Source organism: Caulobacter sp. ALps2 (assembly GCF_058681635.1).
This window is the reverse complement of sequence record NZ_CM178743.1, coordinates 2,232,372-2,257,999: the sequence shown is the minus strand read 5'-3', so window position 1 is coordinate 2,257,999 and position 25,628 is coordinate 2,232,372. Positions and strand designations below refer to the sequence as shown.

The 25,628-nt window shown below is 68.7% G+C and carries 24 protein-coding genes; 12 read left to right on the top strand and 12 right to left on the bottom strand.

Features of this window, described 5'->3' with window-relative positions; genetic code table 11:
• Positions 1-24: 24 nt before the first annotated feature.
• From ACW173_RS10770 to ACW173_RS10760, 3 genes are read left to right on the top strand one after another with little or no spacing between them, the layout of a single operon-like run.
• Complete coding sequence (locus ACW173_RS10770) at positions 25-849, top strand: response regulator transcription factor (protein WP_492085254.1); 825 nt, start codon at positions 25-27, stop codon at positions 847-849.
• Between the two features lie 4 nt (positions 850-853).
• A complete protein-coding gene (locus tag ACW173_RS10765) occupies positions 854-2,176 on the top strand; it encodes a FecR family protein (RefSeq protein WP_492085251.1) in 1,323 nt (440 codons plus the stop codon).
• Positions 2,173-4,449: a CHASE2 domain-containing protein gene (locus ACW173_RS10760; RefSeq protein WP_492085250.1), complete on the top strand. Its 2,277-nt coding sequence runs from the start codon at positions 2,173-2,175 to the stop codon at positions 4,447-4,449. Before ACW173_RS10765 ends, ACW173_RS10760 begins: the two co-directional genes overlap by 4 nt.
• Before the next feature lie 8 nt (positions 4,450-4,457).
• Here ACW173_RS10760 and ACW173_RS10755 read toward each other — a convergent pair whose 3' ends face one another.
• Both ACW173_RS10755 and ACW173_RS10750 read right to left on the bottom strand, forming a co-directional pair.
• Complete coding sequence (locus ACW173_RS10755) at positions 4,458-5,003, bottom strand: hypothetical protein (protein ID WP_492085248.1); 546 nt, start codon at positions 5,001-5,003, stop codon at positions 4,458-4,460.
• Between the two features lie 74 nt (positions 5,004-5,077).
• Positions 5,078-5,218, bottom strand: coding sequence for a hypothetical protein (locus ACW173_RS10750; RefSeq protein ID WP_492085247.1), 141 nt, complete (start codon positions 5,216-5,218; stop codon positions 5,078-5,080).
• A gap of 410 nt (positions 5,219-5,628) precedes the next feature.
• Between ACW173_RS10750 and ACW173_RS10745 the strand changes: the two genes are divergently transcribed.
• From ACW173_RS10745 to ACW173_RS10725, 5 genes are all read left to right on the top strand, one after another.
• Positions 5,629-6,156, top strand: a complete 528-nt coding sequence (locus ACW173_RS10745; RefSeq protein WP_492085246.1) for an RNA polymerase sigma factor — start codon at positions 5,629-5,631, stop codon at positions 6,154-6,156.
• A gap of 85 nt (positions 6,157-6,241) precedes the next feature.
• Complete coding sequence (locus ACW173_RS10740; RefSeq protein ID WP_492085244.1) at positions 6,242-7,219, top strand: FecR family protein; 978 nt, start codon at positions 6,242-6,244, stop codon at positions 7,217-7,219.
• Positions 7,220-7,324: 105 nt separating this feature from the next.
• A complete protein-coding gene (locus tag ACW173_RS10735) occupies positions 7,325-9,640 on the top strand; it encodes a TonB-dependent receptor (RefSeq protein ID WP_492085242.1) in 2,316 nt (771 codons plus the stop codon).
• 129 nt (positions 9,641-9,769) lie between these two features.
• On the top strand, positions 9,770-10,606 hold the full coding sequence (locus tag ACW173_RS10730; RefSeq protein WP_492085241.1) for a glycosyltransferase family 2 protein: 837 nt from the start codon (positions 9,770-9,772) through the stop codon (positions 10,604-10,606).
• Positions 10,607-10,616: 10 nt separating this feature from the next.
• Positions 10,617-11,393, top strand: coding sequence for a polysaccharide deacetylase family protein (locus ACW173_RS10725; RefSeq protein WP_492085239.1), 777 nt, complete (start codon positions 10,617-10,619; stop codon positions 11,391-11,393).
• A gap of 6 nt (positions 11,394-11,399) precedes the next feature.
• Here the strand turns inward: ACW173_RS10725 and ACW173_RS10720 are convergent, their stop codons facing one another.
• Complete coding sequence (locus ACW173_RS10720) at positions 11,400-11,528, bottom strand: hypothetical protein (protein ID WP_492085237.1); 129 nt, start codon at positions 11,526-11,528, stop codon at positions 11,400-11,402.
• Between the two features lie 90 nt (positions 11,529-11,618).
• On the bottom strand, positions 11,619-13,067 hold the full coding sequence (locus ACW173_RS10715) for a protein adenylyltransferase SelO (protein ID WP_492085235.1): 1,449 nt from the start codon (positions 13,065-13,067) through the stop codon (positions 11,619-11,621).
• A gap of 245 nt (positions 13,068-13,312) precedes the next feature.
• Between ACW173_RS10715 and ACW173_RS10710 the strand changes: the two genes are divergently transcribed.
• Both ACW173_RS10710 and ACW173_RS10705 read left to right on the top strand, forming a co-directional pair.
• Positions 13,313-15,829 carry a TonB-dependent receptor gene (locus ACW173_RS10710; protein ID WP_492085234.1) on the top strand — a complete coding sequence of 839 codons (2,517 nt, stop codon included), beginning with the start codon at positions 13,313-13,315 and terminating at the stop codon, positions 15,827-15,829.
• A gap of 260 nt (positions 15,830-16,089) precedes the next feature.
• Complete coding sequence (locus ACW173_RS10705; RefSeq protein ID WP_492085232.1) at positions 16,090-18,507, top strand: M20/M25/M40 family metallo-hydrolase; 2,418 nt, start codon at positions 16,090-16,092, stop codon at positions 18,505-18,507.
• A 7-nt stretch (positions 18,508-18,514) separates the two neighbouring features.
• On the opposite strand, the gene ACW173_RS10700 is transcribed toward ACW173_RS10705, so the two are convergent.
• The 6 genes from ACW173_RS10700 to ACW173_RS10675 all read right to left on the bottom strand — a co-directional run bounded on the left by ACW173_RS10700 (position 18,515) and on the right by ACW173_RS10675 (position 23,949).
• Positions 18,515-20,377: an AMP-binding protein gene (locus tag ACW173_RS10700; protein ID WP_492085231.1), complete on the bottom strand. Its 1,863-nt coding sequence runs from the start codon at positions 20,375-20,377 to the stop codon at positions 18,515-18,517.
• A gap of 88 nt (positions 20,378-20,465) precedes the next feature.
• A complete protein-coding gene (locus tag ACW173_RS10695) occupies positions 20,466-20,681 on the bottom strand; it encodes a hypothetical protein (protein ID WP_492085973.1) in 216 nt (71 codons plus the stop codon).
• Between the two features lie 108 nt (positions 20,682-20,789).
• A complete protein-coding gene (locus tag ACW173_RS10690; protein ID WP_492085230.1) occupies positions 20,790-22,328 on the bottom strand; it encodes a methyltransferase regulatory domain-containing protein in 1,539 nt (512 codons plus the stop codon).
• A 743-nt stretch (positions 22,329-23,071) separates the two neighbouring features.
• On the bottom strand, positions 23,072-23,353 hold the full coding sequence (locus tag ACW173_RS10685) for a hypothetical protein (RefSeq protein ID WP_492085229.1): 282 nt from the start codon (positions 23,351-23,353) through the stop codon (positions 23,072-23,074).
• Positions 23,350-23,562 (bottom strand): hypothetical protein, encoded by a 213-nt coding sequence (locus ACW173_RS10680; RefSeq protein WP_492085228.1) that lies wholly within the window; start codon positions 23,560-23,562, stop codon positions 23,350-23,352. The genes ACW173_RS10685 and ACW173_RS10680 overlap by 4 nt, the downstream gene beginning before the upstream one ends.
• A gap of 147 nt (positions 23,563-23,709) precedes the next feature.
• Positions 23,710-23,949: a hypothetical protein gene (locus tag ACW173_RS10675; protein WP_492085227.1), complete on the bottom strand. Its 240-nt coding sequence runs from the start codon at positions 23,947-23,949 to the stop codon at positions 23,710-23,712.
• A 205-nt stretch (positions 23,950-24,154) separates the two neighbouring features.
• On the opposite strand from ACW173_RS10675, the gene ACW173_RS10670 reads away from it, so the two are divergent.
• Complete coding sequence (locus ACW173_RS10670; protein WP_492085225.1) at positions 24,155-24,481, top strand: hypothetical protein; 327 nt, start codon at positions 24,155-24,157, stop codon at positions 24,479-24,481.
• A gap of 76 nt (positions 24,482-24,557) precedes the next feature.
• A complete protein-coding gene (locus ACW173_RS10665; RefSeq protein ID WP_492085224.1) occupies positions 24,558-25,208 on the top strand; it encodes a glutathione S-transferase family protein in 651 nt (216 codons plus the stop codon).
• Between the two features lie 14 nt (positions 25,209-25,222).
• On the opposite strand, the gene ACW173_RS10660 is transcribed toward ACW173_RS10665, so the two are convergent.
• Both ACW173_RS10660 and ACW173_RS10655 read right to left on the bottom strand, forming a co-directional pair.
• Complete coding sequence (locus ACW173_RS10660) at positions 25,223-25,405, bottom strand: DUF3606 domain-containing protein (RefSeq protein ID WP_047413801.1); 183 nt, start codon at positions 25,403-25,405, stop codon at positions 25,223-25,225.
• A complete protein-coding gene (locus ACW173_RS10655; RefSeq protein WP_492085223.1) occupies positions 25,405-25,587 on the bottom strand; it encodes a hypothetical protein in 183 nt (60 codons plus the stop codon). Before ACW173_RS10655 ends, ACW173_RS10660 begins: the two co-directional genes overlap by 1 nt.
• Positions 25,588-25,628: the final 41 nt, after the last annotated feature.

Sequence of the window (25,628 nt, the reverse complement as noted above, 5' to 3'; positions counted from 1 at the left end):
AACCAGGGGCGGGGCAAGATAGAGATGGATGGCTGGTCGCCTTCTCGTCGCCCCACCGACAGCGAGCTGACCGCGGCGCGTCCCGCTCCCCCGCGGGGCGCGCCACCTCCCAGCTTAATGGACCAGATGAAAGTCGCCCTGCTCGACGACGATCAAAGCCACAATGCGCTTGTCGCCTCTGTGCTAGATCCAGCTGGTTTTACGTGCACCAGCTTCACCCAACCTTCGCGTTTCCTGGCCGAGCTGCGCAAGCAGACGTTCGACTTGGTGATTCTGGATTGGAACATGCCCGAGCTGTCGGGCGTGGAGACGCTGAAGCTGCTGCGCGAGGATCCGGCCACGGCGCCGCCCGTGCTGCTGCTGACAAGCCGTTCGATCGAGGCCGACCTGGTCGCGGGCCTGAACGCGGGCGCGGACGACTACATCGTCAAGCCATTGCAGCCCCAGGTGTTGCTGGCTCGGGTCAACGCCGTGGTGCGCCGCATCCATCGTCCGCCAGTGCAGCCGCAGACCGAGCAGCACGGCCAGTATCGTCTGGATCCCGGCGCCCAGACCGCCAGTTGGGGCGGTCACGTCGAGGCCCTGACGCCCAAGGAATTCCAGCTGGCGTCCTTGCTGTTCAACAACCTGTCCCGTCCGCTGTCGCGCGAATATCTGCTGCGCCGGATCTGGGGACAGCGGCCGGACCTCGAGACCCGCACCCTGGACGCCCACGTCTCGCGCCTCCGCGCCAAGCTGCACCTGCGGCCCAGCAACGGTTTCCGGCTGAGCACGGTCTACGGTTTCGGCTATCGTCTGGAAGCCTGCGAGCCCGAAACAGCGGACGCCGGCGCGGGCGGGGGAGACTAGGACGATGACCAAGGCTGTGGGGGCGGGCCTGATCCTGGCGGCGGTGCTGGGCGCGGGAAGCGCGTACGCGCAAGCACGACCACCCAGCGAGCCGCCGGTGACCTACGAGGTCAAGCCGGGCGACACCCTGATTGGCCTGGGCCGCGCCTATCTGAACAAGCCGGGCGACTACCGGACGGTGCAGAAGTCCAACGGCGTGCGGCAGCCTACGCGGCTGCGTCCCGGCTCGCGGCTGAACATCGATCCGAATCTTCTGAAGTCGACGCCGATCGCCGCCAGCATCTCGGCCTTCACCGGCCCGGTGTTCATCGAGACCAACGGCCAGCGCGTTCCGGCCCGCGTGGGCATGGCCTTGGCCGAGGGCCAGGTGGTGATCACCGGCCCCAACGCCTTCGCCACCTTCGAGCTGGAAGACGCCTCGCGCGTCACCCTGCCGTCCAACACCCGCGTGCGCATCGCCAAGCTGCGCCAGGTGCTGATCAACAACGCCCCGCAGCGCGTGTTCCAGCTGGACCAGGGCCGCGGCGCGATCTCCGCCACCCCGACCACCAATCCGGCCGGCCAGTTCGAGGTCCGCACGCCCGTATCGGTCTCGGCCGTGCGCGGCACCGAATTCCGGGTGGGCGCCGATGGAGACAAGGCCCAGACCGAGGTGCTGAAGGGCGCGGTCGGGGTCGATCCAGGCGCCGTACCAACCGCGGCCCCGCCGGTGGCGGCCGGCTTCGGCGTCAGCGCGACGGCCGGCGGCGTCAGCGCGCCCGTCAAGCTGCTGCCCGCCCCCAAGCTAGGCGCTGGCGGCCAGACCCAGGGCGACAAGACCGTCCACTTCGCCGTCGAGCCGCTGACCGGCGCGGCCGCCTACCGCCTGCAGCTGTCACGCGACGCCGGCTTCGTCGACATCTTCGCCGAGGCCACCGTCAAGGACCCGGCCGCCGACTTCGGCGAGGTCGCCAACGGCACCTATTTCGTCCGCCTGACCGCGCTGGACGCCGGCGGACTGGAAGGCTTCCCGGCCGACTACAGCTTCGACCGCGACCTGGACACCCTGGACACCGCCGCGCCGGGCGATACGCGCGAGGGCAAGCATCGCAAGTTCCTGTTCCGCTGGAGCTCGGCCGGTGACGGCGTGCGTGTCTATCGCTTCCAGCTCTTCACGGAAGGCGGCAAGACCCCGCTGGTCGACCAGCCGGGCCTGTCCGAACCGCAACTGACCCTGACCGATCTGCCGCCAGGCGCCTATGCCTGGCGCGTCGCCGCCGTCCGCTTCAAGAACGGGACGATGACCGAGAAGGTTGGGACGTTGCAGACCTTGCAGATCGGCAAGTGACGAAAGGCGGCGCCAGGATTCAGCGCGGCGGTGGCCGGCTGCTGTCGTGGTTGCTGCTGGCGATCGTCTCCAGCCTGGCGTTCGCGGTGTTCTCGGTCTCGCCGCCCAAGCGGGTTGACGACGTGCTGTACGACGTCCTGGCCCGCGCCAACGGCCGCCCCCCTGACGCCTCGATCCTGATCGTCGACATCGACGACCGCAGCCTGGCCGAGCTGGGCGCGTGGCCCTGGTCGCGCGACGTGCACGGCGCGATGGTCGATCGGCTGAACGAGGCCGGGGCCAAGACCATCGTCTACGACATCCTGTTCAGCCAGCCCTCGCCGGATCCGACCCACGACCGCTTCCTGGGTCAGGCGATCACCCGCTCGGGCAAGGTTTATCTACCCCAGTTTCTGCAGGATTCCGGGGCGGGGGCTCCGCCACGCATCGTCGGCTCGACGCCAGAGATCGCCCAGGGCGCGGCGGGCGTCGGCCTGGCCCATGTCCGCTTCGATGACGACGGCGTGGTGCGCCGCATGGCCCCGTTCGAGGCCAATGGTCCCACGCTCAGCCCCGACCTGATGACCGTGGTTCACCGCGCCACCCGCGCGCCGGGCCACCGCGACACGACCCGCGGCCTGGACCAGACCCTGCTGATCCCGTTCGCCGGCCCGCCGTCGATCTATCGCCATGTCAGCTTCGCCAGCGTGCTGGAGGGCGAGGTGCCGCCCTCGCTGATCGCCGGCCGCACCGTCTTCGTCGGCCTGACCGCGCCGGGCCTGGGCCCCGCCTTCCCGACGCCCGTGACCCCGGACGCGGCCAGCATGACCGGCGTGCAGTTGCAGGCCAGCATCCTGGACGGCCTGCGCAGCGGCCTGATGGTCAAGCCGGCCGGCCCTTGGGGCCGCATGGCCTTCAGCCTCGCGCTGCTGTGGTTGCTGATGGTCGGCTTCCTGGTTCTGCCGCCCCGCGCCAATCTGGTGCTGACCATCGGGCTGTGCCTGCTGGGCCTGGCCTATTCGGCCGCCATGTTCTGGCTGGGCCACTTCTGGCTGTCGCCGATCATCACGGTGATCGGGTTGAAGATCGTGGCCCTGATCTGGGGTTGGATGCAGCTGGGCCGCGTGAACGACCTGCTCGGCCGCGAACTGGCCCGGGTGGGGGGGATCGTCCGGAGTCGAAACACGCCGCCGAAAGAGTTCGAAAGCGACGTCGTCGCCCGCCAGGCGCTGGACCTGGGCGAGGCGATCACACGCATCGACGACCTGCGCCGCTTCTCGGCCGACGCCCTGTTCAGCCTGCCCGACGCCACCCTGGTCGCCGACGCGCGCGGCCGGGTGATCGCCGCCAACGCCGCCGCCCAGACCCTGTTCCGGCCCTCCCAGACCGTCCTGCATGGCGCGTCCCTGGCCGACCTGATCAACATGCTGGAGCCGCTGGGCCGCCGGTTCGAGCTGGACTGGCCGCAAGAGACCGAACGTCACGACCCCATCGACCTGCACCTGCCCGACGGTCGCGCCTACCAGTTGCAGACCGTGTTCCGGACGGATGAGACCGGCGCCGGCGCCGGCTGGATCGTGCGCCTGGCCGACATCTCGATCCAGACGGCGGCCATGCGCCAGCGCGAGCAGGCCTTGCAGTTGCTGACCCACGACATGCGCTCGCCGCAAACCTCGATACTGGCGCTCTTGGCCACCACGCCCGACGTGCCGCCGGAGTTGGCCGAGCGCATGTCGGCCTACGCCAAGCGCACCCTGGCCCTGGCCGACGGCTTCGTGCAGTTGGCGCGGGCCGAGGTGACGCCCGTTTCGCTGGAGCCCGTCGACCTGTCAGACATCGCCGTCGAGGCGATCGACGAGGTCTGGCCTCAGTCGGCCCAGCGCAAGATCCGCATCGAGCAGACCGGCGACGACACGCCCCTTATCGTGCTGGGAGACCGCAGCGTCCTGGCCCGCACCCTGGTGAACCTGCTGGGCAACGCGGTGAAGTATAGCCCCGAGGGCTCGACCATCACCGTCACCCTGTCCGAGCAGCCGTCCGACAACGGTCCGACCGCCAATGTCGCCATCGCCGACCAGGGGCCAGGCTTCTCCCGCGAGGAGGCGGCGACCGCCTTCAGGCCCTTCGAGCGGTTCGAGCGTCCCGGCCACGACTTCGCGACCAATGGCGTAGGCCTGGGGTTGGCTTTCGTGCACGCCGCCGTCGCCCGCCATGGCGGCGAGGTCTCGTGCCGCAGCGAGCCTGGCGTCGGGGCTGAGTTCACCGTGCGCCTGCCGCGTCACGGCTTGAACTAGAAAGCGCGTCAGCTCTTGGCGGGGGATCGCAGCGCGTAGACCAGGAGGTCGGCAACCTCCGCCGGCTCGCCCTTGCGCACGCGGATCGATGACCAGGCGACGGTCTTACCCGTGCCGGCGTCCAGCACCGCCAGGGTGACGGTGCGGGCCGGCCCCTTGCGCCCCCAGAACCGCCACCAGCGCCGCTTCTCCGCCTGGCTGCGCCAGGCCGTGGTGTCGAGGGTCGCGGCCGCGCTCGAGACTCCGACCGCCGGTGGCGCGACCGCCACGCCGACCTGGACGAGATAGGCCGGTTTGCCACCGGCGGTCTGGGCGGGCCCAGTTTGAGCGCCCCCGGTCTTGGCGCCCCCGGTCTGCGCGCCCAAGCGACTGATGGCCTGGTCCTGTACGGCCTTGGCGAAGGCGGCGTCCTCGCCGTCGGCCTGGCTGGCGTAGGCGACGACGGTCGCGCCCTTCAAGGCGGCGACATCACCCTGTCCCACCGCGCGCGGCGTGGCGCAGGCGCTCAGCGCCAGGAGAGCCGTCCCGGCCAGGACAAGCGTACGTACGCGCATGATCTTTTCGCCCCCGAAATGCCGATCGTTCAGAAGATAGCGCCCATCCGGCCCCAGGTCACGCTAGGGACGGGTCACGCCAGCCAGGCGCTCAAGACCGCACCGCCCAGGGCGATGATCAGCCAGACGAGCGCCGCCAGGGCGATGGCCAGGATCAAGGGCGCCATACGGCGACGACGGCCCGAAGGCGGCGACGTGGCGCTGGGCTGGCTCATTTTTGTTCTCGCGCTCCCCGTCGCGTTGAACAAGGTTAAAGAGCACGCGGCAATCCGCGACCAGGGGCGACAGCCCTGTTTTTACAATGGATTACATTGTCCGGGCCGCCGGACCCGAACGTTCCGCCCCCCGCAAGACGGCGCCGTTCGGTCGGGGCCTCCGCGACATTTCGCCACGGAAATCGAGGACCCCGCCGGGCGCCCGCGTGTCGCGAGCGAAAGAAATTCGAAGCTCCAGTAGGGAAAACGCCGCTATTGCACCTCCGAGGCGCCTTTTCGAGGCCCGCGCCTTGGCCTATCGGACGCTTCGGGGGCAAGGACGGGCTGTCGAACAAACGATCGTCTTTCCGCCAAAAAGATGGATAGTGCTGCGCCCCGAGGGGCGGCGATTGGCGGATGTGGGTGATCTTTTGAGCGTAGCGGACTCGGACAAGGCCGCACTGCTAGGCCTGTACGAGGAAAAGCGCGCCAATCTGGTGCGCTTCTTCGCCGCGCGCCTGGGCTCGCGCGCCGAGGCCGAGGATCTGATCCAGGATCTGTATCTTAAGATCAGCGGCATTGAGACCCTGGGCCCCATCGACAATCCGTCCGCCCTACTGCACCGGATGGGCTCGAACCTGATGCTGGACCGCCTGCGCAGCCAGAAGCGGTCGGGGACGCGCGAGAACGACTGGCGCGGCATCAACACCACCAGCCTAGCCGGCGAGGACGTCGCGGACGAGCCGTCGGCCGACGAGGTCGTCGCCAGCCGGCAGCGGCTGAGAGCCCTGGTCGAGGCGGTCGAGGATCTGCCCGAGAAAACCCGGCAGGCCTTCCAGCTGCACAAGCTGGACGGGCACAGTCATGTCGAGACCGCCCGCCGCATGGGCATCAGCGTCAGCACGGTCGAAAAACACATTAGCTCGGCCCTAAAGACTCTGACGAGGCGCCTGCGGTGATTTATGCATTTGCACATGGGGGACAGCGCGCATTGGCGCCGTCTACGGTCAGGGGGATGATGGATCCTCGTCGGAGCACCACCGGATGAGCCGGTCAGCGCAACACCTGCACGAGGCGGCCGACTGGCTGACCCGACTGCAGCGGCCGGAGGTCGAAGAGGCCGACTGGCTGGCGTTTGACGTCTGGCTCAGCGAGCCCGGTGCGCAGGAGGCGTATGACGCCATCCAGGCCGTCGACGAGGAGATCTTCCAGCGTGGTCCGGCCGTCCGGGGGGAATTGGCCGAACCGAGGCGCGCCGCGGCGAGGCGGACGTTCACGATCGACTGGCGTTGGCTGGGAGGTCTGGGCGCCGCGGGCGCCGCGGCGGCTGTCGCCATCGTGGTCGCCCCTTGGGGCGAGATCCTGCCCGCTTCCGACACGCTGTACACGACGGCGAAGGGCGAAAGCCGCGCCGTCCATCTGGCCGACGGCAGCCAGATCGACCTGAACACCGACTCCCACCTGTCGGTCCGCTTCGACAAGGACGCCCGCCGCGTCACCGTGCACGACGGCCAGGCCCTGTTCGACGTGGCCCACGAAGCCGCCCGACCGTTTCTGATCACGGCTGGCGACGAGACCGTGCGCGTGGTCGGCACCAAGTTCGACGTCCGCCGCCGCGACGGCCAACTCAGCGTCACCGTGCTGCGTGGCCTGGTCGAGGTCTCGACCGACGGCGAAGACGCCCCGGTGCGCTTGCGCCCTGGTCAGATGCTGGAGCATGCCGAGGGCGCCGCGAGCGTCGTCGTCCGTACGGTGGCGCCAGAGGATCAGGTCGGCTGGCGTTCCGGCCGACTGGTCTATCGCGATCAGTCGTTGAGCCGCATCGTCAGCGACATGAACCACTACTTCGACCGACCGCTTCGTCTCGAAGGTGAAAACACGGCGAATCTCAGGTTTTCCGGCGTATTGATCGTGGATGGGCAGGATGCGATGGTCCGTCGCCTGACCAGCCTCATGCCGATTTCGGCGTCGCCGACTGATGATTCGATTGTCCTGCGCGGAAAGACCTCCTCGCCGAACTGACGCCTGCGCGCGAGCTCGATCCTGAGACGGGCTTCGCTCCTTGTTGCCGCCAGTATTCTGGGTCTAGGCGCCAGCGTTCAAACGAGCGCCGCCGCTCCGACGCGCGTGCGCCTGGACATCCGCAAGACCACCGTCGCCGAGACGCTAATCGAATTGGGCGTCCGCATGGGCGTCACGCTCGGCGGGGTCGAAGCCTGCAAGGGTTCCGGCGCGCCGCTGGTGGGGACCTTCGACCTGCGCCAAGCCCTGGACCGCGCCACCGCCGGCAAGGGCTGCGCCTACAGCTTCATCGACGGCCAGACCGTCCGGTTCTCCGCCGCCCAGCCGGCCCCATCGCCGCGGCCCGCTGTCACGGCCCGCACGACGGTCGCGGCGCCCGAGCCGGTCGCCCCCCTGGCGCCGCTGATCATCAACGCCGGCAAACGGCCAGCGCGCCTGGGCAGCCTGCCCGGCGGGGTCAGCGTCATCAGCTCACCGCAGCTGCAGGACACCGGCGTCGGCGAGACGGCTTCCGTCGCCCGCCAGACCGCCGGCTTCATCACCACCAACCTTGGCGCGGCGCGGAACAAGATCCTGCTGCGCGGCCTGTCGGACGGCACCTTCACCGGCCGCACCCAGTCGACGGTCGGCACCTATCTCGACGACGTGCCGGTCAACTACAACGCCCCCGACCCCGACCTGCGCTTGATCGACGTCGACCGGGTCGAGGTGCTGCGCGGGCCGCAAGGCGCGCTGTACGGCGGCGGCTCGCTGTCGGGCATCTATCGCATCGTCACCCGCGCGCCGGAGCTCTCGACCTATTCGGCCACGATCGGCTCGACCATCGCCTCGACCCAATCCGGCTCGAACAGCTATCGCGTCGAGGGCGTGATCAACGCCCCGATCGGCCAGAAGTCGGCAATGCGGGCGGCCGCCTACCACGACATCGACGGCGGCTACCTGGACGACGTCAACCTGCGCCTGTCCAACGTCGACAAGACCACACGCCGCGGTGGCCGCGCGGCCTGGCGGCTCGACCTGGGCGACTGGCAGCTCAAGCTTGGCGCGGCCCTGCAAAGCGTCTCGTCCAAGGACACCCAGTACGTCACCCTGTCGCCCGGCGGCCCGCGCCGCGCGAACCAGGTGCGCGAGACCCACCGCAACCGCTTGGCCGAGACCTCCCTGAAGATCAGCGGGTCGGGCGACTGGGGCCAGCTGGAGTCGGTGACCGGCTACGTCACCCACCGCTACGCCAGCCGCTACGACGCCACCCTGGCCCTGACGGAATTCGCCGAGACGGCCGTGGAGCTTGGCCTGTACGACGAATCCGCGCGCGTGCGGATGGCCGTGCAGGATCTGATCTACACCGCCCCCGAGATCGGCCGCCTGCGCTTCATGGTTGGCGGCTTCCTGGCGACCAGCATCGAGGAAGGCGACGCCGATCTGCGCGCCCGCGTCGTCAGCGTCACCCGCAGCTACTACGACGAAGACCGCAAGGACCGGCTGAACGAATACGCCCTCTATGGCGAGGCGACCTACGACCTGGGCGCGGGCTGGAAGGTCGCCGTGGGCGGACGCTCGTTCAAGACGACGGTCCACACGCGTTCGTACGTTACCGCGCCCTATCCGGGCAATTCGCGCGATCTGGACCGCGAGGCCTCGTTCAGCGGTTTCTCGCCCAAGGTCTCGGTACAGCGCGACCTGTCCGGCGGCGGACTGGTCTACGCCCTGAGCTCGGAAGGCTATCGCGCCGGCGGCTTCAACTCCGGGGGTCTGACCACGCCCAGCGAGGCCCGGCGGACCTTCCGCCCCGATCACCTGCGCAACTACGAGATCGGCGCGACGCTCAATCCGTTCCACGGAAGGGTGAACCTGAGGGCGGCGCTGTTCTACGACGACTGGCGCGACATCCAGACCGACCAGTATTTCGGCTCGGGCCTGTCCTACACCGCCAATATCGGCGACGGCCGCAATCGGGGGCTAGAGATGGAGGCCGCCTGGCGCGCCACCCCGCACTTGACGGTCAGCGGCAACGCCCTGTTCAACGAACCCAAGTTGACCCGCATCGCGCCCGGCTACGGCATTACCGACAGCGCCAGCCTGCCCGGCGTGCCGGACGTCTCGTTCGGGAGCCTGATCACCTATCAACGGCCGCTCACGGCGGCGACGACGCTGATGCTGACGGCGGAGACCGGCTACATCGGCGAGTCGCGCCTGACCTTCGACCCGCGCTACTCGCCGTCGATGGGCGGCTACTATACCGGCAAACTGTCCGCCCAGCTGATGACCGACCGCTGGCGCGCGGCCCTGTTCGTCAGCAATCCCTGGAACAGCGCCAGCGACACCTTCGCCTACGGCAATCCCTTCAGCTTCGGCCAGGTCCGCCAAGTGACGCCGCAGCGCCCCCGCACCTGGAGCTTGGCCCTGACGGCCAACTTCTAGGTCGCGCCCCTTTTGCTTGCTGCAAAGCTTAAACATTTGTTGACGCACGGACGGGGGGGACGGCCGCCGTGGCGACGTCATCTCATCGAGGCGGCGCGGGGGCGTGGCTGTTCGATCAAGGATAAGGCCATGGCCAAGCTTTCGGCCCTGATCTGCGCGCACAACGAAGAGGAGCGCCTGCACGCTTGCCTATCGGCGCTTTCGTTCTGTGACGAGATCATCGTCGTCGCGGACCGCTGCAGCGACGGCACCGAGGCCGTGGCCCGGCAGTACGGCGCCAAGGTCGTTTCGGGCATCTTCCCGCTCGAGGGTCCGCGCAAGCATGCCGGCATCGCCCGCTGCACCGGCGACTGGGTCCTGGAACTGGACGCCGACGAAGGCGTCTCTCCCGAATTCGGCCAGGAAGTCCGCGACACCATCGCGGGCGCGAACGCCGCCGACTGGTACCAGATCCCGATCGACAACTATGTCGGCGACCATCTGGTCCGCCACGGCTGGGGTGGCTCGTTCGGCACCTCGTCGGCCGCGCGCCTGTACCGCCGCGGCGTCAAATCGTGGAAGGCCGAGCGCGTCCATCCGGGCGCCAGGCTGGAGGGGGCCTACGGCGGTCGCCTGAAAACCCCTATCCGCCACATGGTCGACGAGGACATCGCCGACATGTTCGCGCGCTTGGGCCGCTACACAGCGCTCAAGGCGCTAGACCTGGCCGACAGCGGCGAGATCAAGGGCGTCGCCGACGACGCCTTCCGCGGCTTGCGCCGGTTCTACAAGTGCTACGTCCAACGCAAGGGCTACAAGGAAGGCGATCTGGGCTTTCTGATTTCGCTGATGGCGGGCCTCTACCCGATCATGTCGAACCTGCGAGCCCGTGAGATCCTGCGCGATCGCGCCAAGGCCAACACCGAGGAACGTCCGACATTGGCGCCGACGCCCGTGCCGTTGCGCCGCATCGAGGCCGCTCAGTAAGCGCCCCGCCATGTTGACCCGCCTGCCCCTCGCCTTCCAGCTGGCGCTAGGTTCCGAGCTGTGGCTCTGGACCAAGGCTGGCCACGCGCCGGTGTTGTGGTGGCGTGATGACGACGCCCGCGGCCCGACCGGCGCGCTGGAACAACTGCTGCGCCTGGCCCGCCGTCACCAGGCGCCGCTGACGCTGGCCGCGATCGCCGGTCCGCGCCTGCCGCTCCTGGTCCGCCGGGTCGAGCGTGATCTTCACGTCGAGATCGCCGTCCATGGCTTCAAGCACGTGAACCGCCAACCCGAGGGGCGCGGCTTCGGCGAGATCGTCGAGACCGACCAGATCGAATGGGTTCGCGCGCAACTGCGCGCGACAGTGACGGCCTTCGTCCGCGCTGGCGTGAACCCCAGCCTGTTCGTGCCGCCGTGGAACAATCTGCGGCCGCAGCTGATGGCCGTCCTGCCCGATTCGCCGCTGCGCGCGGTCTCGGGCTTCGACCAGACCGCCAGCGTCCAGGGCGGAGTGGCCCGCCTGGACGTCCACCTAGATGTGCTGCGCTGGAAGGATGCCGCCAGATTCCGGGGGCAGTGGAAGTTCCTGGGTCGCATGCGTCGGCTGCTCAAACAGCGTCGCCTGGCCGGCCAGTGGGACGAGCCCATCGGCCTACTGACCCACCACCTGGACCACGACCACGCGACGTGGCTGTTCCTGGAAAGGTTCCTGGCGGTCTTTCCGATGCGGGCGCGCGCCGACCTGATGGGCGACCGAGCGGTCGAACCGACCGCGCTCAGCGCATAGTCAGGCTTAGGCCGGTTCGGGGTGGCGATCGCGCAGGCACTCGCCGATGGCGCGGGCGCAGCCTGGGATGCCTAGGGCGCCTACAAACGACATGGCCACGGCGCAGACCAGCATGATCGGTTGGAAGATGCGCATCGGGACTCTCCGGGCGGCGTTCATCGAGGGCACTGTGCCGGAGTTGTAAGACGGAACCTTGACGGTTGTTCCGCGCTCGAACGAAAATTTTCAGGGTGCGGCGTTTTTGTCGCCCTGGCGTCCTAGCCTGTAAGCCTTTCGCGCCGCCTCGATCCGGCCGAGCTTGGCGTGCAGCGGCGCCCAGTCGTCGGCCTCCGCGATCGGCGTCCACAGGGCCTCGACCTCCTCGATCAGCATTTCCTCCGGTTCCGGACGCTGGAAGACCGAGTCGGCCAGCCGCTCGGGGCGATCGGGTTCGAACCCGGCCAATTGGTGGCGGAAGGCCTTGAAGGTCTCGGTCTCGTAGAGGCTCGCGCGCGGCCCACCCAAGGCGCGCGCCTCCGAAGCCTCACCGCCGAACCAGTCGAAAAAGAACGGCTCCCAGCGCGAGGCCTCGCCCCCTTCGGCCAAAGCGCGGAACGCGCTGTTGACCAGTTCGATGTCCTGGTCCGCGTTCCGGCTCTTCACGCCCAGACGATCCAACATCGCCCCGCGCAAGGCCAGGCGATAGGCGTCGGAAAAGCCGTTCAGCGCCGTCAGCAGTCCCGCCTGGTCGGTGACCAGGGTCAGGCAGGCGGCCAGTTGCTGCAGGTTCCAGAACACCGCTTCGGGCTGACGGCCGAAGCTGTAGAGCCCCTGGTGGTCGAAATAGGCGGCGGTGAAGTTCGGGTCATTGCGCGGCAGGAACCGCCAGGGGCCGTAGTCGAAGCTCTCGCCAGTGACGACCATGTTGTCGGTGTTCAGCACCCCATGCACGAAGCCGGCCGACATCCAGCGCGCCAGCAGCTTGGCGCTGGCCGCCACCGTCGCCTCCAGCAGGACCGCCGGCCGGTCGGGCGTATCGGCCAGATGCGGAAAATAGGTCTCGATCACGTGGTCGACCAGCACGCCGATCAGATCGCGGCGATCCAGATAGGCCTGGCGCTGAAAGGTCCCGAACCGGACGTGGCTGTGCGACAATCGGGTCAGCACCGAGGAGCGCGTCGGACTGGGCTCATCGCCACGGGTCAGGGCTTCGCCCGTCTCGATCAGCGAGAAGGCTCGCGACGTCGGGACGCCCAGAGCCTCCAGCATCGAGGCGGCCAGGATTTCACGCACTCCCCCCTTCAAGGTCAGGCGTCCGTCGCCAGCCCGCGACCACGGGGTCTGGCCCGAGCCCTTGGTCGCCAGGTCCAGCAGGCGATCACTCCCCTGTTCGCGCAGCTGAGCGAACAGGAAGCCTCGGCCGTCGCCCAGGTCGGGGTTGTAAACGCGGAACTGGTGACCGTGATAACGCATGGCCAAAGGGATCGACAGGTTGCCACGCAGCGGCTCGAAGCGCCCAAAATGCCGGATCCAGTCATCGTCGCTTAACGTCTCGAGGCCCACCGTGGCGGCGGCGCGATGGTTCCGGAAGCGCAGGATCGTCTCTGGAAAATCGGCCGCCTCGACCGGATCGGAGAAGTCGCGTCCCAGGGCCTGGAAACGCGGGTCGGGACGATAGGCGGACGAAGGGCTCATAGCCGCCAGATGAGTGCCGCCTGACGGCGGCGCAAGCCCTTTTCGAATTTCGATGACGGCCAGCGAACGCTGTCGCTTCCCGGCAACAGAAATCTTCCAAACCTAGTCACACCAAGGGATTTCGCTTGCCGATCCCCCCTGCGGCGCCTAACCCTTGGCTATCCATTCGAACAATCGTTCGACGGACCAACGAAAAACAAGCCGGGAGCGGGCAAGCGCTTTCGGCCAACAAACCGAGGTAGGAAATGCGCTTCACCCAGGTGCTTTGCGGCACTGCGTCCGCTGTTGTCCTCGCCGGTCTTGGCGCTACCAGCGCCGCGCAGGCTCAGACGAGCGATCAACAAACCGTCGACAGCATTATCGTCACCGCGCAGAAGCGGGAACAGAACCTGCAGGACGTGCCGGTGGTGGTCACCGCCGTCGGCGCGAAGCTGCTGCAGGACACCGGCGTCCGGGACATCAAGGACCTGACGATCCTGACCCCTGGCCTGACCGTCACCTCGACGTCGTCGGAGGCGTCGACCACCGCCCGTATCCGCGGCGTCGGCACCGTCGGCGACAACCCTGGCCTGGAAAGCTCGGTCGGCGTGGTCATCGACGGCGTCTACCGGCCCCGTAACGGTGTCGGTTTCGGCGACCTGGGCGAAATGGACCGCATCGAGGTGTTGAAGGGCCCGCAAGGCACCCTGTTCGGCAAGAACACCTCCGCCGGCGTCATCAACGTCGTCACCAAGGAGCCCGAGTTCGGCTTCGGCGCCAACGGCGAGCTGACCTTCGGCAACTACGACGCCAAGGGCGCGTCGGCCTCGGTCACCGGCACGCTGTACGAGGACAAGCTGGCCGGCCGCCTCTACGTCGCCGCCCGCCAGCGCGACGGCTACAACGACGTCGTCACCGGCCGGGGTCCGTCCACGCGCGACCAGGACGCCGACCAGAACTTCTACACCGTCCGCGGCCAGTTGCTGTTCATCCCGGACGATCAGGCCACCTTCCGGGTGATCGCCGACTACAGCCGCCGCGACGAGAACTGCTGCGGCGCCGTGCAGCTCCGCACCGGTCCGACCGCCGGGATCCTGGCCCTCGTCTCGGGCCAGGCCGCGCCGATCGCCATGACCGCCGATCCTTATGAGCGCGTGGCCTATTCCAACCGCGGCGCCCCGGCCAAGATCGAAGACATGGGCGTCTCGCTGCAAGGCGACATCGACCTGCCGATCGGCACGCTGACCAGCATCTCGGCGATCCGCAACTGGCGCACCGACAACGGCCAGGATTCCGATTTCAGCCTCGCCGACATCGCCTATCGCAACAAGGACGGCACCAACTATTCGGAATTCCGGACCTACAGCCAGGAACTGCGCCTGGCCGGCAAGAGCGAAAAGTTCGACTGGATGGTCGGCGCGTTCTTGGCCGACGAACGCCTGGAGACCCGCGCCAACTTCCTCTACGGCAACGACTACGAGCAGTATCTGGGCCGTCTGCTGTCGCGTTCGGCCGCCAACCCCGCGGGCGTGGCCAACTTCATCTCGATCCTGACCGGCCGGGCGCCGAACACGACCTTCACGCCGGGCCAGGGCCTGTATGACCGTTACAATCAGCGGGCCACGACGGTCGCCCTGTTCACCAACGACACCTGGCACGTGACCGACGCGTTCGAGATCACCGCCGGCCTGCGCTACACCGCGGAAGAGAAAAACCTCAACACCTATCAGACCACCAGCGATGGCGGCGTCGGCTGCGGCACGGCCCTGTCGCCGGCCGGCCAGGCCCGCATCGCCGGTATTGTCGGCGCCGCCGCCACGCCGACGGTCATTGGCAACCTCTGCCTGCCCTGGGCCAACCCGCTGTTCAACAACCGCGGCACCAAGCAGACGCGGACGGACAAGGAGTGGAGCGGCACGCTGAAGGCCTCGTACCGCTTCTCGCCGGAGGTGTTCAGCTACGCCTCGTTCGCGCGCGGTTACAAGGGCGGCGGCTACAACCTCGACCGCACCCAATCGTCGAACGGCCTGCCGTCCGGCGGCTCGGGCGTGACGCCGATCCTCGACACCTCGTTCCCCGCCGAGTTCGTCGACAGCTATGAAATCGGCCTGAAGAACACCCTGTTCAACCGCACGGTGCTCTTCAACGTCAGCGGCTTCTATCAGAAGTTCACCGACTTCCAGCTGAACACCTTCCTGGGCACTTCGTTCGCGGTGCGTTCGATCCCGGAAGTGAAATCCAAGGGTTTCGACGCCGACTTCCTGTGGTTCACCCCGATCAAGGGCCTGATGGTCCAGAGCGGCTTGACCTACGCGATGACCGAGTACGGCGACCAGGCGATCCCGAACGACCCGACGAACGCCCTGGCCTTGCTGCCGGGCAGCCGCATGTCGCTGGCTCCGAAGTACTCGGCCTCGGGCTCGATGACCTACGAGACCCCGGTTGGCGACGCTCTCAAGGCCCGCTTCAATATCGGCGCGAAATATTCGTCCTCGTACAATACGGGTTCGGACCTGTTCCCGCCGAAGGTGCAGAAGGCCTTCACCGTGGTGAACGGTCGCGTGGGCATCGGTTCGGCCGACGAGCGCTGGACCGTCGAGCTGTGGGGTCAGAACCTGCTGAACGAGAAGTACACCCAGGTGGCCTTCAACGGCTTCCTGCAAGGCTCCTCGGGCCTGGGCGCCACGCAGGCCACCTACGTCCCGGCTAATGACACCATCACCTACGACGCGTTCCTGGGCGCGCCGCGCACCTACGGCGTGACCCTGCGCTCAAGGTTCTAGTTCTAGCCGGGAGGGGGAACCGGCGGCGCGCAAAAGGCGTCGCCGGCTTTCGGAAGAGGGAAGGGCGATCCGGGCGACCGGATCGCCCTTTTCCTTGTTCGGAGGGGTTTTCGATCGGCGCGCATCACCTCAGCATGACTTGGGGGATTCGTCCGCCGATGTCTGGCTTCGCCAGACACCGGTATCTTTACATCAGAGCGTGATAACCGCCGAAACCGGCGTCCACTTTCGGCTATCACGCTCTCGCCGGAGCCACGCCCATGAAGACGATCCGCTTCCTCGGGTTCTGGATCTGCCTCGTGATCGGCTTAGGCCTCGGCGCCTGGAGCCAGCGGACGCCCGCGTCCGTGCCGGTCAGCGCTCCGGCCACGGCCTTCTCGGCCGACCGCGCCATGGCCGACGTCGTCGCCATCGCCCAGAAGCCCCACCCGACCGGCTCGGCCGAGATCGCCAAGGTCCGCGACCACCTGCTGGCGCGTATCAATGGCATGGACCTAGAGGTCTCGGTTCGACCGGGCGAGGGTTTCCGGCCCTACTCCAACGACGGCCGCGCCCTGGGCGTCGCGGCGGTGCAGAACCTGGTCGGCGTGCTGCCGGGCAAGGACCGCGAGCTGCCGGCCATCCTGGTCATGAGCCACTACGATTCGGTCCACAACTCGCCCGGCGCGGCGGACGACGCCACGGGGACCGCCGCCGCCCTCGAGATCGCCCGCGCCCTGAAGGCCGATGGGCCGCACCTGCGCGACGTGATCTTCCTGTTCACCGACGCCGAGGAGCCCGGCCTGCTGGGCGCCGACGCCTTCTTCGCCCGCGACCCGATGCTGGCCCGCGTCGGCCTCGTCCTGAACATGGAAGCCCGCGGCGACGCCGGCCGCGCGGCCATGTTCCAGACCGGCCCCGGCAACGGCGCGCTGATGAGCGTCTTCGCCCGCTCGGCCAAGGGTCCGTCGGCCAATTCGATGGCCTCGACGGTCTACGAGAAGATGCCCAACGACACCGACTTCACCCACGCGGTGAGGAAGGGGTTGCCCGGGCTGAACCTGGCCTTCATCGACGACCAGCTGGCCTATCACACGCCGCTGGCCCGCCCTGATCACCTGGAGCGCGGCAGCCTGCAGCACATCGGCGACCAGGCGCTGCCGACGATCCGCGCCCTGGCCGACGCGCAAGCCCTGCCGGCCAGGACCCAGAATGCGATCTATTCCGACGTGCTGGGCCTGTTCTTGATCAGCTATCCGCCGGTTGTCGGCTGGGTGCTGCTGGGCCTGGCCGCCCTGCTGATCGCCTTCACCGCCTGGCGCACCCTGGTCGGCCGGGGCGCCAGCGGCTGGGAGATCGCCCGGGGGGCGGCGGGCCTGCTGCTGATCGCCTCCAGCGCTGGTCTCGTCCTGCACCTGGCCGGACGGGCCCTGATGATCCAGGACGTCCAGCGCTATTACGGCCTGCTGGTCCGCTTCGACCACCTGCTGTGGGGCGCGGGGATCCTGGCGACCGCCGCCGGCCTTGGCGTCGCCACGGCCCAGGCGCGGGGCGCCAGGCGGGTCATTCCGTGCGTGGTCGCCCTGGCGCTGGGCGGCGCGTGCAGCCTGGCCGGCGGTTTCGATCCCATCGGCCTGGGCCTGGGCGTCGCGACCTGCGTCTTCGCCGCCCTGGCCCTGGGCTTCAAGACCGACGTGCTGGGCGCCTGGATCGGCGGGATGATCGTGGTGCTGATCCTGGCGACCACCGCCCAAGTGCTGGCCCCCGGCGCCACCGTGATGCTGACCTGGCCGCTGCTGATCGCCGCCGTCGGCGCGGCCCTGGTCATCGGCGTTGGCGGAACCCGCGACAAGCGGGTGGCGCTTGCCTTGACGTTCGCTGTCGGCCTCCTGGCGGTGCTGTCGACCGCACAGCTCAGCGCCTGGGGCGCCTGGACCTTCGCCGGCGTCGGCATGATGGAGCCAGCGATCCTGGCCCTGTTCGCCATGCTGGCCGCCCCGGCCCTGTCCCCCCTGGCCCACGACTTCGCCGCCACGCGCTGGGCCTGGCGCGCCGCCGGCCTGCTGGCCGTGGCCGGCATCGCCCTGACCGCGAACGCCGCGCGATTGGGCGGCGAGCCCGGCCGCCCGGCCATCACCCAGGCCCTGCATGTGGCCGACCTGTCGACGGGCAAGGCCTGGCGGGTCTCCGACCAGGCCCGCCTCGACGCCTGGACCCGTAAGACCCTGCCCGACGACGGCGGCGCCGAGCCCAAGAAGCGGGCCTTGCTCCCGTTCTGGCGCGAGCCCGTCTGGATGTCCGAGACCCGCGCCGCGCCGGTCGCCGCCCCGCAACTGACGGTCGACCGCGCCGAGGACCGCCTGCTGGTCCGCCTGATCCCGGCGCCGGGCGCGGAGATGGTCAGCATCCGCCTGCGCCCCAGCGCCGCGCTCAGCGCGCCGCGCCTGAACGGCCGGCCGATCACCCTGACCACCGAGGCCGGCAAGTGGTCGAACCTGACCTATCACGCTCCCGATCCGAACGGCGTGACGCTGAGCTTCACGACCTCGGGGGCCGGCAAGGTCGAGGTGGCGGCCCTGGAGTATCACGACGGCTGGCCACAGATGGCCAAGGCCCCGCCCGCCAAGCCAGCCGACCTGATGGCCTACGGCATGTCGGACAAGACCGCCGTGCTGGTGCGGGGCGGGATGAGCTGGTGACGCGGCGCTAAACCGCGAACACTCCTTCCCCGGGCTCTTTCGCGTAAAGCGCCTCGACCCGGGCATTGCGCCGCTCCAGCGCGCGGCGCTGGTTGACGTAGCCCTTGTCGGTGATCTCGCCGGCGTCGATCGAGGGCGGCTCGGTCAGGATGGTGAAGCGGCAGACGCGGCGCGACGAGCCGCCGGCCGCCGCGTTGAAGGCGCCGAGCCGCTCGCGCAGGATCGCCACCAGCTTCTCGAGCGGCGTGCCCGGCCCCGGATCGGCGACCAGGGCCGCCAGCCCCGCCGGCGAGGGCCACAGCATCGCGCCGATGAACGGCTTGTCCTGGCCGGTGATCACGGCGTCGTGGATGTATGGGCTGCAGGCGGCGACGATGTCGGGCCGCAGCACGCCGACGCTGACCCAGGTGCCGCTGTCCAGCTTGAAGTCCTCGGTCACCCGGCCGTCGAACACCAGTCCCTTGGCCGGGTCATCCGGATCGACGAAACGCGCGGCGTCGCCCAGCTTGTAGAAGCCCTCCTCGTCGAAGGCCGCCGAAGTTCTCTCAGGGTCCTTATGGTAGCCGCTGGCTACCGTCGGCCCCTTCACCCGGACCTCGTACTTGCCGCCGCTGGGGGCCAGCTTCAACTGGATGCCCGGCAGGGGCAGGCCGACCAGGCCGACGCGTTCGGTGATCCAGTGGGTGACGGTGATGCCTTGCGTCTCGGTCGCGCCGTACATCGTCGTCAGCGGAATCCGCTGGCCGGTCTCGGCCACCGCCAGAGCCTGGATGCGGTCATAGACGTCGTTCGACAGGGTCGCGCCGCCATAGCCCATGTAGCGCAGGTTCCTGAAGAACGAGGCCCGCAGGCCCGGATCGTTCTCCATCGCCTCGGCCAGCATGGAGAAGGCGATCGGGGCCGAACCGAACACGATCGGCGAGACTTCGTAGAGGTTCTTGATCGTCGTCTCGAACATGCCCGGCAGGGGCTTGCCCTCGTCGATATGCAGAACGCCGCCGGCCCACAGAACGCCGTTGAAGCTGATATTGCCGGCCGAGATGTGGCTCCAGGGCATCCACTCCAGGCTTTGCGGGACCTCGTCCGGATCGGGCGTGTCGGTGCGGATGCCCTCCTGGCCGGCGATCACGCCCGCCATCATGCCATGGGTCTGGGGCACGGCCTTGGGCAGGCCTGTCGAGCCAGAGGTGAACAGGTACTTGGCCACCGTGGACGGTCCGACGGTCTCCAGCGCCGCCGCGACGGCCTGCGTCGGCTCGGTTCCGGCGACGTCAGCGAACGAGATCGCGCCCTCCCCGTCGGCGGTGATCACCTCGATGGTCGGGTCGATGGCCTTCAGGGTCTCCAGCGCCTTGGCGAACAGCGCGCCGTTCTGGGCGAAGACGACGCGAGGCGCGACCTTCTCGAAGCAGTGCTTGAGCTTGGCGTGGTCGGTCGAGATCAGGCTGTAGGCCGGGCTGATCGGCGCGGCCGGAACGCCGGCGGTGTAGGCGCCCAGGGTCATCAAGGCGTGCTCGATCGAATTGCCCGACAGGATCATGACGCTGTCGCCAGCCATCAGCCCGCGATCCAGGAGCCATTGGGCGATCCCCTCGACGGCCCGCAGCGCCTCGCCGTAGGTGACGCCGCGCCAGGGTCCGTGGCCCGGCTCGCGTTGCTTGATGTAGGGCCGGTCCGGATGCTCGGCGGCTTTTTGCGCGATCAGGTGGGCGATCGAACGCGGTCCGTCGCCCGGCGCGTGGTTCGAGGTGATGACGATGGTCCCGTCGGCGCGTCGCTCGACGCTGACGTCGGGGCCTTTCATGGCCAGGGGCTTGAACGGAACGCTGGAGACGTCGCGCGCCGGCGACGCGCCGTCTGGCGGCGTCATGGTCTCACTCCCTCAGCTTATCGTTGTTCTGTTGAACCTGACGGTAGCGGAAACCTCGGGCTCGGCAAGGTTGCCGTTCGGAAAGCCTCTAGGACGGCCGCCGCTTTCGCGCCGCCTTGGCCGCCGCCTCGGCCTGGGTGACCTGGGCGCTGAAGGCCTCCAGGTCGACGCCGAACCGCTCGCCGCAGGCCGGGCAGTCGATCACCGGCAGCACGCGCACCGCCTCGATCGCCGCGCGCGCCGGCTCACCGCACCGCGGGCAGGCAAATTCGAGCTCAACGCCACCAACGTCCACGCCCGCCATCCCGGTCGCTCCGCCGATCCTCGTCACCGACTCGCGAGGAGATCATGCAAACGATGACAGGCCGATGGCGGCGCGGCCCCGCGGCAGGATGTCTCAAGCTTGACCAGGTCACGAAGCGACTCCAAGCCCCCGCCAGCACGGCAGCTCGACCCGCGCGAAGGCCTCGGCATGGGCCTCCAGCGCCGCCCGCGTCGCCTCGGGCGACATCGGCGCGCCACCAGCCACCAGGGTCTGCTTCTGAGCCGCCAGGACGCCAGCCGCGTAGGCCGCCCAGTCCGCCGGCCCGCCGCCGTCCTGCATGGCCAGCCAGAACAGCTGGTCGAAGCGTGAGGCGTTCAGCGCGCCGCCGGTCACCGGCGCGGCCAGGACGCCCAGATCGCCCGCCTCGGCCGCCCGCCGGGCCAGCTCCAGGTTCAGCGCCCTGGCCGTCCCCGCCGAGCGCGCCGCCGTGTCCGCGCCTTGCGCCGGCAGCACCGCCCCCTGGCTGATCAGCGCCACCAGGGCCATGGTCAGGTCCCCGAACGGCGCGCCGTCGGGCAGCGCCGCGGCCTCCAGCTCGCCGATCGTGCGGGGCTGATAGTCGCCCAGGACGTCGTACAGCGCGTCATAGACCGGTCCCTCCAGGGTGGTCTCGGCGAAGACCCCCGTGGTCTTGGCCGGTCGCTGGGCGACGGGCCTGGCCAGCACCACCCGCTGATCGCGCAGGGCCCGGCGCTGGTCGGCCGGGGTCAGGCCTTGCGCGCCCCGCAGCCAGTAGTCGCGCCGGAACTGGGCCTGCACCGCCACGTCGCGGAAGGTCTCGCGCAGCGACGGATCGGGCAGGTCGCGCAGGAAGGCCAGCATGTCGGGCGACAGGTTCAGCCCGTCGATATGGTCGGGCATCCAGGCCGAGGCCCCGAACGACAGCTTGGCCGGCGCCAGCCTGGCCTCGACCTCGGAGAACCACATCGGCGACCAGTGGCCGCCCAGATATTCGTGGGTCAGGTAGGTGCGGTCCTGGCGGACGATGCCGTCCAGCCGCTCGGTGACGCCGGGCGTGATCCGCGCATAGGCCGGGTCCAGGGCGAAGAACCGCTGCATCGTCGACAGGGCCGCGTCCAGATTGGCGTTCGGCCCCAGGGCCGGCGCGCCCATCATGTCGACATGGCGCTTCATCAGGTGGCGCAGCGGCGCGGCCGTCGCCCAGCCGGGCATGGCGTTGTAGGTGATGTAGACGACGCCGCCGGGTTTCAGCTTGCGACGCAGAAACGCCACCACCCCGGCCCGCGTCTCCTCGCTGACCCAGCTCCAGATGCCATGCAGGGCCACGAAGTCGAAGTCCGGCAGGTCCGGCCGGTTGGCGAACTCCTCGAACGAGTCGTCGTAGAAACGCGCTGGAGCGCCGCTGGCGCCCACCAGGTCGCGGGCGAACACCGCCTGGGCCGGGGCGAAGTCGCAGCCCCACCATTCGGTGTCGGCCTGGGTCGCGGCGTGTATCGCCGCCGAGCAGCCCTGGCCAAACCCCAGCTCGCAGGCCGTCTGGATCTTCGGCGCCCGCACGCCCTTCAGCAGCAGCGGCAGGGCGGCGCGGACGGGGTTCAGCTCCGGATAGGTGTGGAAGGTGTAGCCGGTCTCGACGGAATAGCCGCCACTCCAGTCCGCGCTCATCAAACCTCTCCGCGAGTCACCCGCGGCGACCGTGGGCTGGCGGGGTCGCGAGGGCAAGCGACATCGGCTTCACGCGGCCAGCCGCTGAAGATGTGTGGGGAGGCGACGGAGCGGCCGGGCGAACCCGGAGACCGTAGTGGTTTGTGTGTTTCGGCTCGCTGACCGCTCCGCCAGGCTGTTTTTTCCGTGAGGACGGGAGGCGTGAGCGTATTTCAGCTCGGGTCCCCAAGAGCCCCCGGACGGGCGTGGACCAACTGGATCGGCTCAATCCGTCTCCAGCTCGGCGATCCACGATAGGCGGCTTGTACGATCACCGCCCTGTCGATCCGCTGCTCGGCCTTGATCCCGGACGATCCGTCACCCGCGTGCGCTCCTAAAGAGTAAGCCACGCGACCTGGCGAAGCCGCCGGGAACCGCCAGCGGCCCCGCTCAACCTACCCCCGCCGCCGTATTGGGCCGGATCCAAACGCCCTCCCCGGCGACGGGGATGGCTATGATTGTGCGGCGGGTTTGAACGCGGATCATTCAGGGGCGCGTAAAATCGACAAGCGGTTGATTTCGCTGGGTTCGATCTCGCCAATTCCGAGGATACAGCGCGCTCAATCCCCTTCTCCCCTTGCGGGAGAAGGTGTCGGCGCAGCCGACGGATGCGGGGTCGAAAGACCTATCCGGATAGCGGAACGAAACCCCTCACCCGACCGCTTCGCGGGCCACCCTCTCCCACAAGGGGAGAGGGGAAATCTCTAAGCCTCGCCGCGCTCCAGCACGCTGGCTTCAACCCCGCCCTCGACCACCTTGACGCCCAGAAAGTGCATCGCGCCGTCGCGGTAGCTGATCGCTTCCATCGGGAGGTCGGCGTCGCGGCGCAGGCGGCGGGCGTCGCCCAGGGTCAGGCGCAGGGTCATGTCGGCGACCACCGCCCCCTCGGTCAGGGCGTCCTGAATGCGGCGCTGGAAGAAGACGGCCGGCGGGGCCGGTGGCGGCGTCGGTTTGGAGCGATCCTTGCTGATCGGAAGCTTGCTCACAGGGCCTTGGCCCAGAAGCCGTGTTCGCCGCTGATGCGGATCTGGCAGGGGCGACCGCCGTCCTGCAGGTCACGGGCGCGGCGCGTGGCGGCGGCCTTGGCGACTTCCTTGTCGGCGGACTGGCCGAAATAGTCGCCGTCCTGTTCCACGCTCCAACTGCCTTCGCGGAGAGCGACGGTGAGAATAATCCGGTCTGTGATCGTACGCATGCCGCACGATAACACGAAATCGAGCGGCTTATCGGAATAATAAAAATCGCTTAATGGCCACGGTTTTTCTTGGGCCCGAAAAATAAAATTACCGCCGCTCGATCTCGAAATACCAGGAATTTTCTTGAGATCGCGCGGAGATCGATTTCAGAAAAGCTCCTCGCCGGAGCTGACGCAGCGCGCGCTCCAGCCCTCGCCACGCCGCCTCACCTCGATGACGACGAAGTCCTTGCAGTAGCCGGTCTGGCCGCCGATCGTGCAGACGTCGCCCCGCGCCAGCGGCGGTCCCGCTTCCGCCGTGATCGTCACCTCCAGCGACCGCGTCGACCAGCCGTAGACGATCTCATAGACGTGCGGCCCGAACAGACTGTCTTGCTGGTCGGACATGGAGAAGACGACGCGATCTGGTCGGCGCCGCATCGGTCGCGCTCAACCGCGCGCCCCCCGAAGGCGACTTGCGGCGCGCGCCCGACGGCGATGGCGACGACCATGCGCCTTTCCACGGAACATGGCGAGACGGGATGGGCGAGAAGGGATGGGCGAGACGGGATGGGCGAGGCAGAACGCGCTCCGCGTGCTAAGAAGGCGGTTCATGTCGACCTGGCGGCTCTCCCAGGCGTCGATCGACGGCTTCGATCGTTTCCCGCATCGGATGGACATGACCTCGACGCCCGACGACACACCGGCCCTCCCCACTCAGCAGATGCAGACCCTGCTGAACCTGTCCGAGCGCCAGCCGGGGCAGGACGCCAACTTCGTCAATATCGCCGCCGCCCAGGCGCTGACGGCGCTGGGCCTGGCGCGCCATGGCGGCGGCGGCTGGGAGATCACGCCGCTGGGCCGTAACCACCTGCTGCGCCTCTCCGAACGCGACAAGACCGAGCGCGACAAGCCCGACGGCGCGGCCAACGCGCGCTAGCCGAAAAATTCCAGTTGATGTCGGGATGCGCCCCGGTCCTTCGTCCTCGGGAGGCCAACAGCGCGGAGACATCGCCATGAAGCCCACCATCACCGCCTTCAAGGCCTCGCCCGATCGCGGCCGGGGCCTGGCGCGCGACATGCAGGTTCGCTGGGCGCTGGAAGAGCTGGGCCTGCCCTATGAGGTGAGGCTGGTGACCTTCCCCGAGATGAAGGCGGCCGAGCACATGGCGATCCAGCCGTTCGGCCAGATCCCCACCTATGAGGACGGCGACCTCGTCCTGTTCGAGTCCGGGGCGATCGTGCATCACCTGGCCCTGAGCCATCCGGGCTTGCTGCCATCCGACACGGACGGCCGCGCCCGGGCGCTGGCCTGGATGTTCGCCGCGCTGGTGACGATGCAGGCGCCGATCGTCGAGTTCGGCATGGCCACCATCCTGGAGCGCGACAAGCCGTGGTTCGAGGCCCGCCAGCCGATGCTGGAGCAGGCGGTCCGTACACGGCTGGAGCAGCTGTCGGCCCGCCTGGGCGACGCCGACTGGCTGGACGGCGACTTCAGCGCCGGCGACCTGATGATGGTCGGCGTGCTGCGCCGCCTGGGGTCATCGGGCGTGCTGGCGGACCATGCCAACCTCGCCGCCTATGTCGCGCGCGCGCAGGCGCGGCCGGCGTTCCAGCGGGCCTATGACGACCAGCACCAGGTGTGGGTCGAGGCGTCGAAGGCTTGAGGCCTAGGGGCGTGTCAGCGCTTCTTGCCCAGCTCGGCGGCGATATCCTTGGTCATCCGGCCCACCTTGCGGTGGGCGGCGGTGATCTGGTCGCGAGTGACGCCCCAGCGCTTCATCCAGTACTCGACGGCCTGGCGCTCGGACAGATCCAGGCGGTCCTTGTCGATGAAGCCGCGCTTGTCTTTCAGTCCGGCCATTACTTCGCCATCCACGGTTTGGAAGAACCCGCCGCGATCCGCGACGCCTGCTGACGCTGAAACTTCCCACCCCGAGGCGGCTTGGGCCGGGCGTCGAGAGCGGTCTGCTTCAGGCGCAGGGCGCGCTGGATCGGAGTCTCGTCGGGCGGGGAGTCGGCGGTCATGGCGGAAGCGTAGCACATTCCACGAAACCCTCTCTCTTTGAGAGAGGGCGGGGCCCGCC

Bases quoted from the DNA above. Each gene is read 5' to 3' on its own strand.
- ACW173_RS10770 (WP_492085254.1), top strand. From the start codon at position 25: ATGGATGGCTGGTCGCCTTCTCGTCGCCCCACCGACAGCGAGCTGACC.
- ACW173_RS10765 (WP_492085251.1), top strand. From the start codon at position 854: ATGACCAAGGCTGTGGGGGCGGGCCTGATCCTGGCGGCGGTGCTGGGC.
- ACW173_RS10755 (WP_492085248.1), bottom strand. From the start codon at position 5,003: ATGCGCGTACGTACGCTTGTCCTGGCCGGGACGGCTCTCCTGGCGCTG.
- ACW173_RS10750 (WP_492085247.1), bottom strand. From the start codon at position 5,218: ATGAGCCAGCCCAGCGCCACGTCGCCGCCTTCGGGCCGTCGTCGCCGT.
- ACW173_RS10740 (WP_492085244.1), top strand. From the start codon at position 6,242: ATGAGCCGGTCAGCGCAACACCTGCACGAGGCGGCCGACTGGCTGACC.
- ACW173_RS10730 (WP_492085241.1), top strand. From the start codon at position 9,770: ATGGCCAAGCTTTCGGCCCTGATCTGCGCGCACAACGAAGAGGAGCGC.
- ACW173_RS10725 (WP_492085239.1), top strand. From the start codon at position 10,617: ATGTTGACCCGCCTGCCCCTCGCCTTCCAGCTGGCGCTAGGTTCCGAG.
- ACW173_RS10720 (WP_492085237.1), bottom strand. From the start codon at position 11,528: ATGCGCATCTTCCAACCGATCATGCTGGTCTGCGCCGTGGCCATGTCG.
- ACW173_RS10715 (WP_492085235.1), bottom strand. From the start codon at position 13,067: ATGAGCCCTTCGTCCGCCTATCGTCCCGACCCGCGTTTCCAGGCCCTG.
- ACW173_RS10710 (WP_492085234.1), top strand. From the start codon at position 13,313: ATGCGCTTCACCCAGGTGCTTTGCGGCACTGCGTCCGCTGTTGTCCTC.
- ACW173_RS10705 (WP_492085232.1), top strand. From the start codon at position 16,090: ATGAAGACGATCCGCTTCCTCGGGTTCTGGATCTGCCTCGTGATCGGC.
- ACW173_RS10700 (WP_492085231.1), bottom strand. From the start codon at position 20,377: ATGACGCCGCCAGACGGCGCGTCGCCGGCGCGCGACGTCTCCAGCGTT.
- ACW173_RS10695 (WP_492085973.1), bottom strand. From the start codon at position 20,681: ATGGCGGGCGTGGACGTTGGTGGCGTTGAGCTCGAATTTGCCTGCCCG.
- ACW173_RS10690 (WP_492085230.1), bottom strand. From the start codon at position 22,328: ATGAGCGCGGACTGGAGTGGCGGCTATTCCGTCGAGACCGGCTACACC.
- ACW173_RS10680 (WP_492085228.1), bottom strand. From the start codon at position 23,562: ATGCGTACGATCACAGACCGGATTATTCTCACCGTCGCTCTCCGCGAA.
- ACW173_RS10675 (WP_492085227.1), bottom strand. From the start codon at position 23,949: ATGTCCGACCAGCAAGACAGTCTGTTCGGGCCGCACGTCTATGAGATC.
- ACW173_RS10670 (WP_492085225.1), top strand. From the start codon at position 24,155: ATGTCGACCTGGCGGCTCTCCCAGGCGTCGATCGACGGCTTCGATCGT.
- ACW173_RS10665 (WP_492085224.1), top strand. From the start codon at position 24,558: ATGAAGCCCACCATCACCGCCTTCAAGGCCTCGCCCGATCGCGGCCGG.
- ACW173_RS10660 (WP_047413801.1), bottom strand. From the start codon at position 25,405: ATGGCCGGACTGAAAGACAAGCGCGGCTTCATCGACAAGGACCGCCTG.
- ACW173_RS10655 (WP_492085223.1), bottom strand. From the start codon at position 25,587: ATGTGCTACGCTTCCGCCATGACCGCCGACTCCCCGCCCGACGAGACT.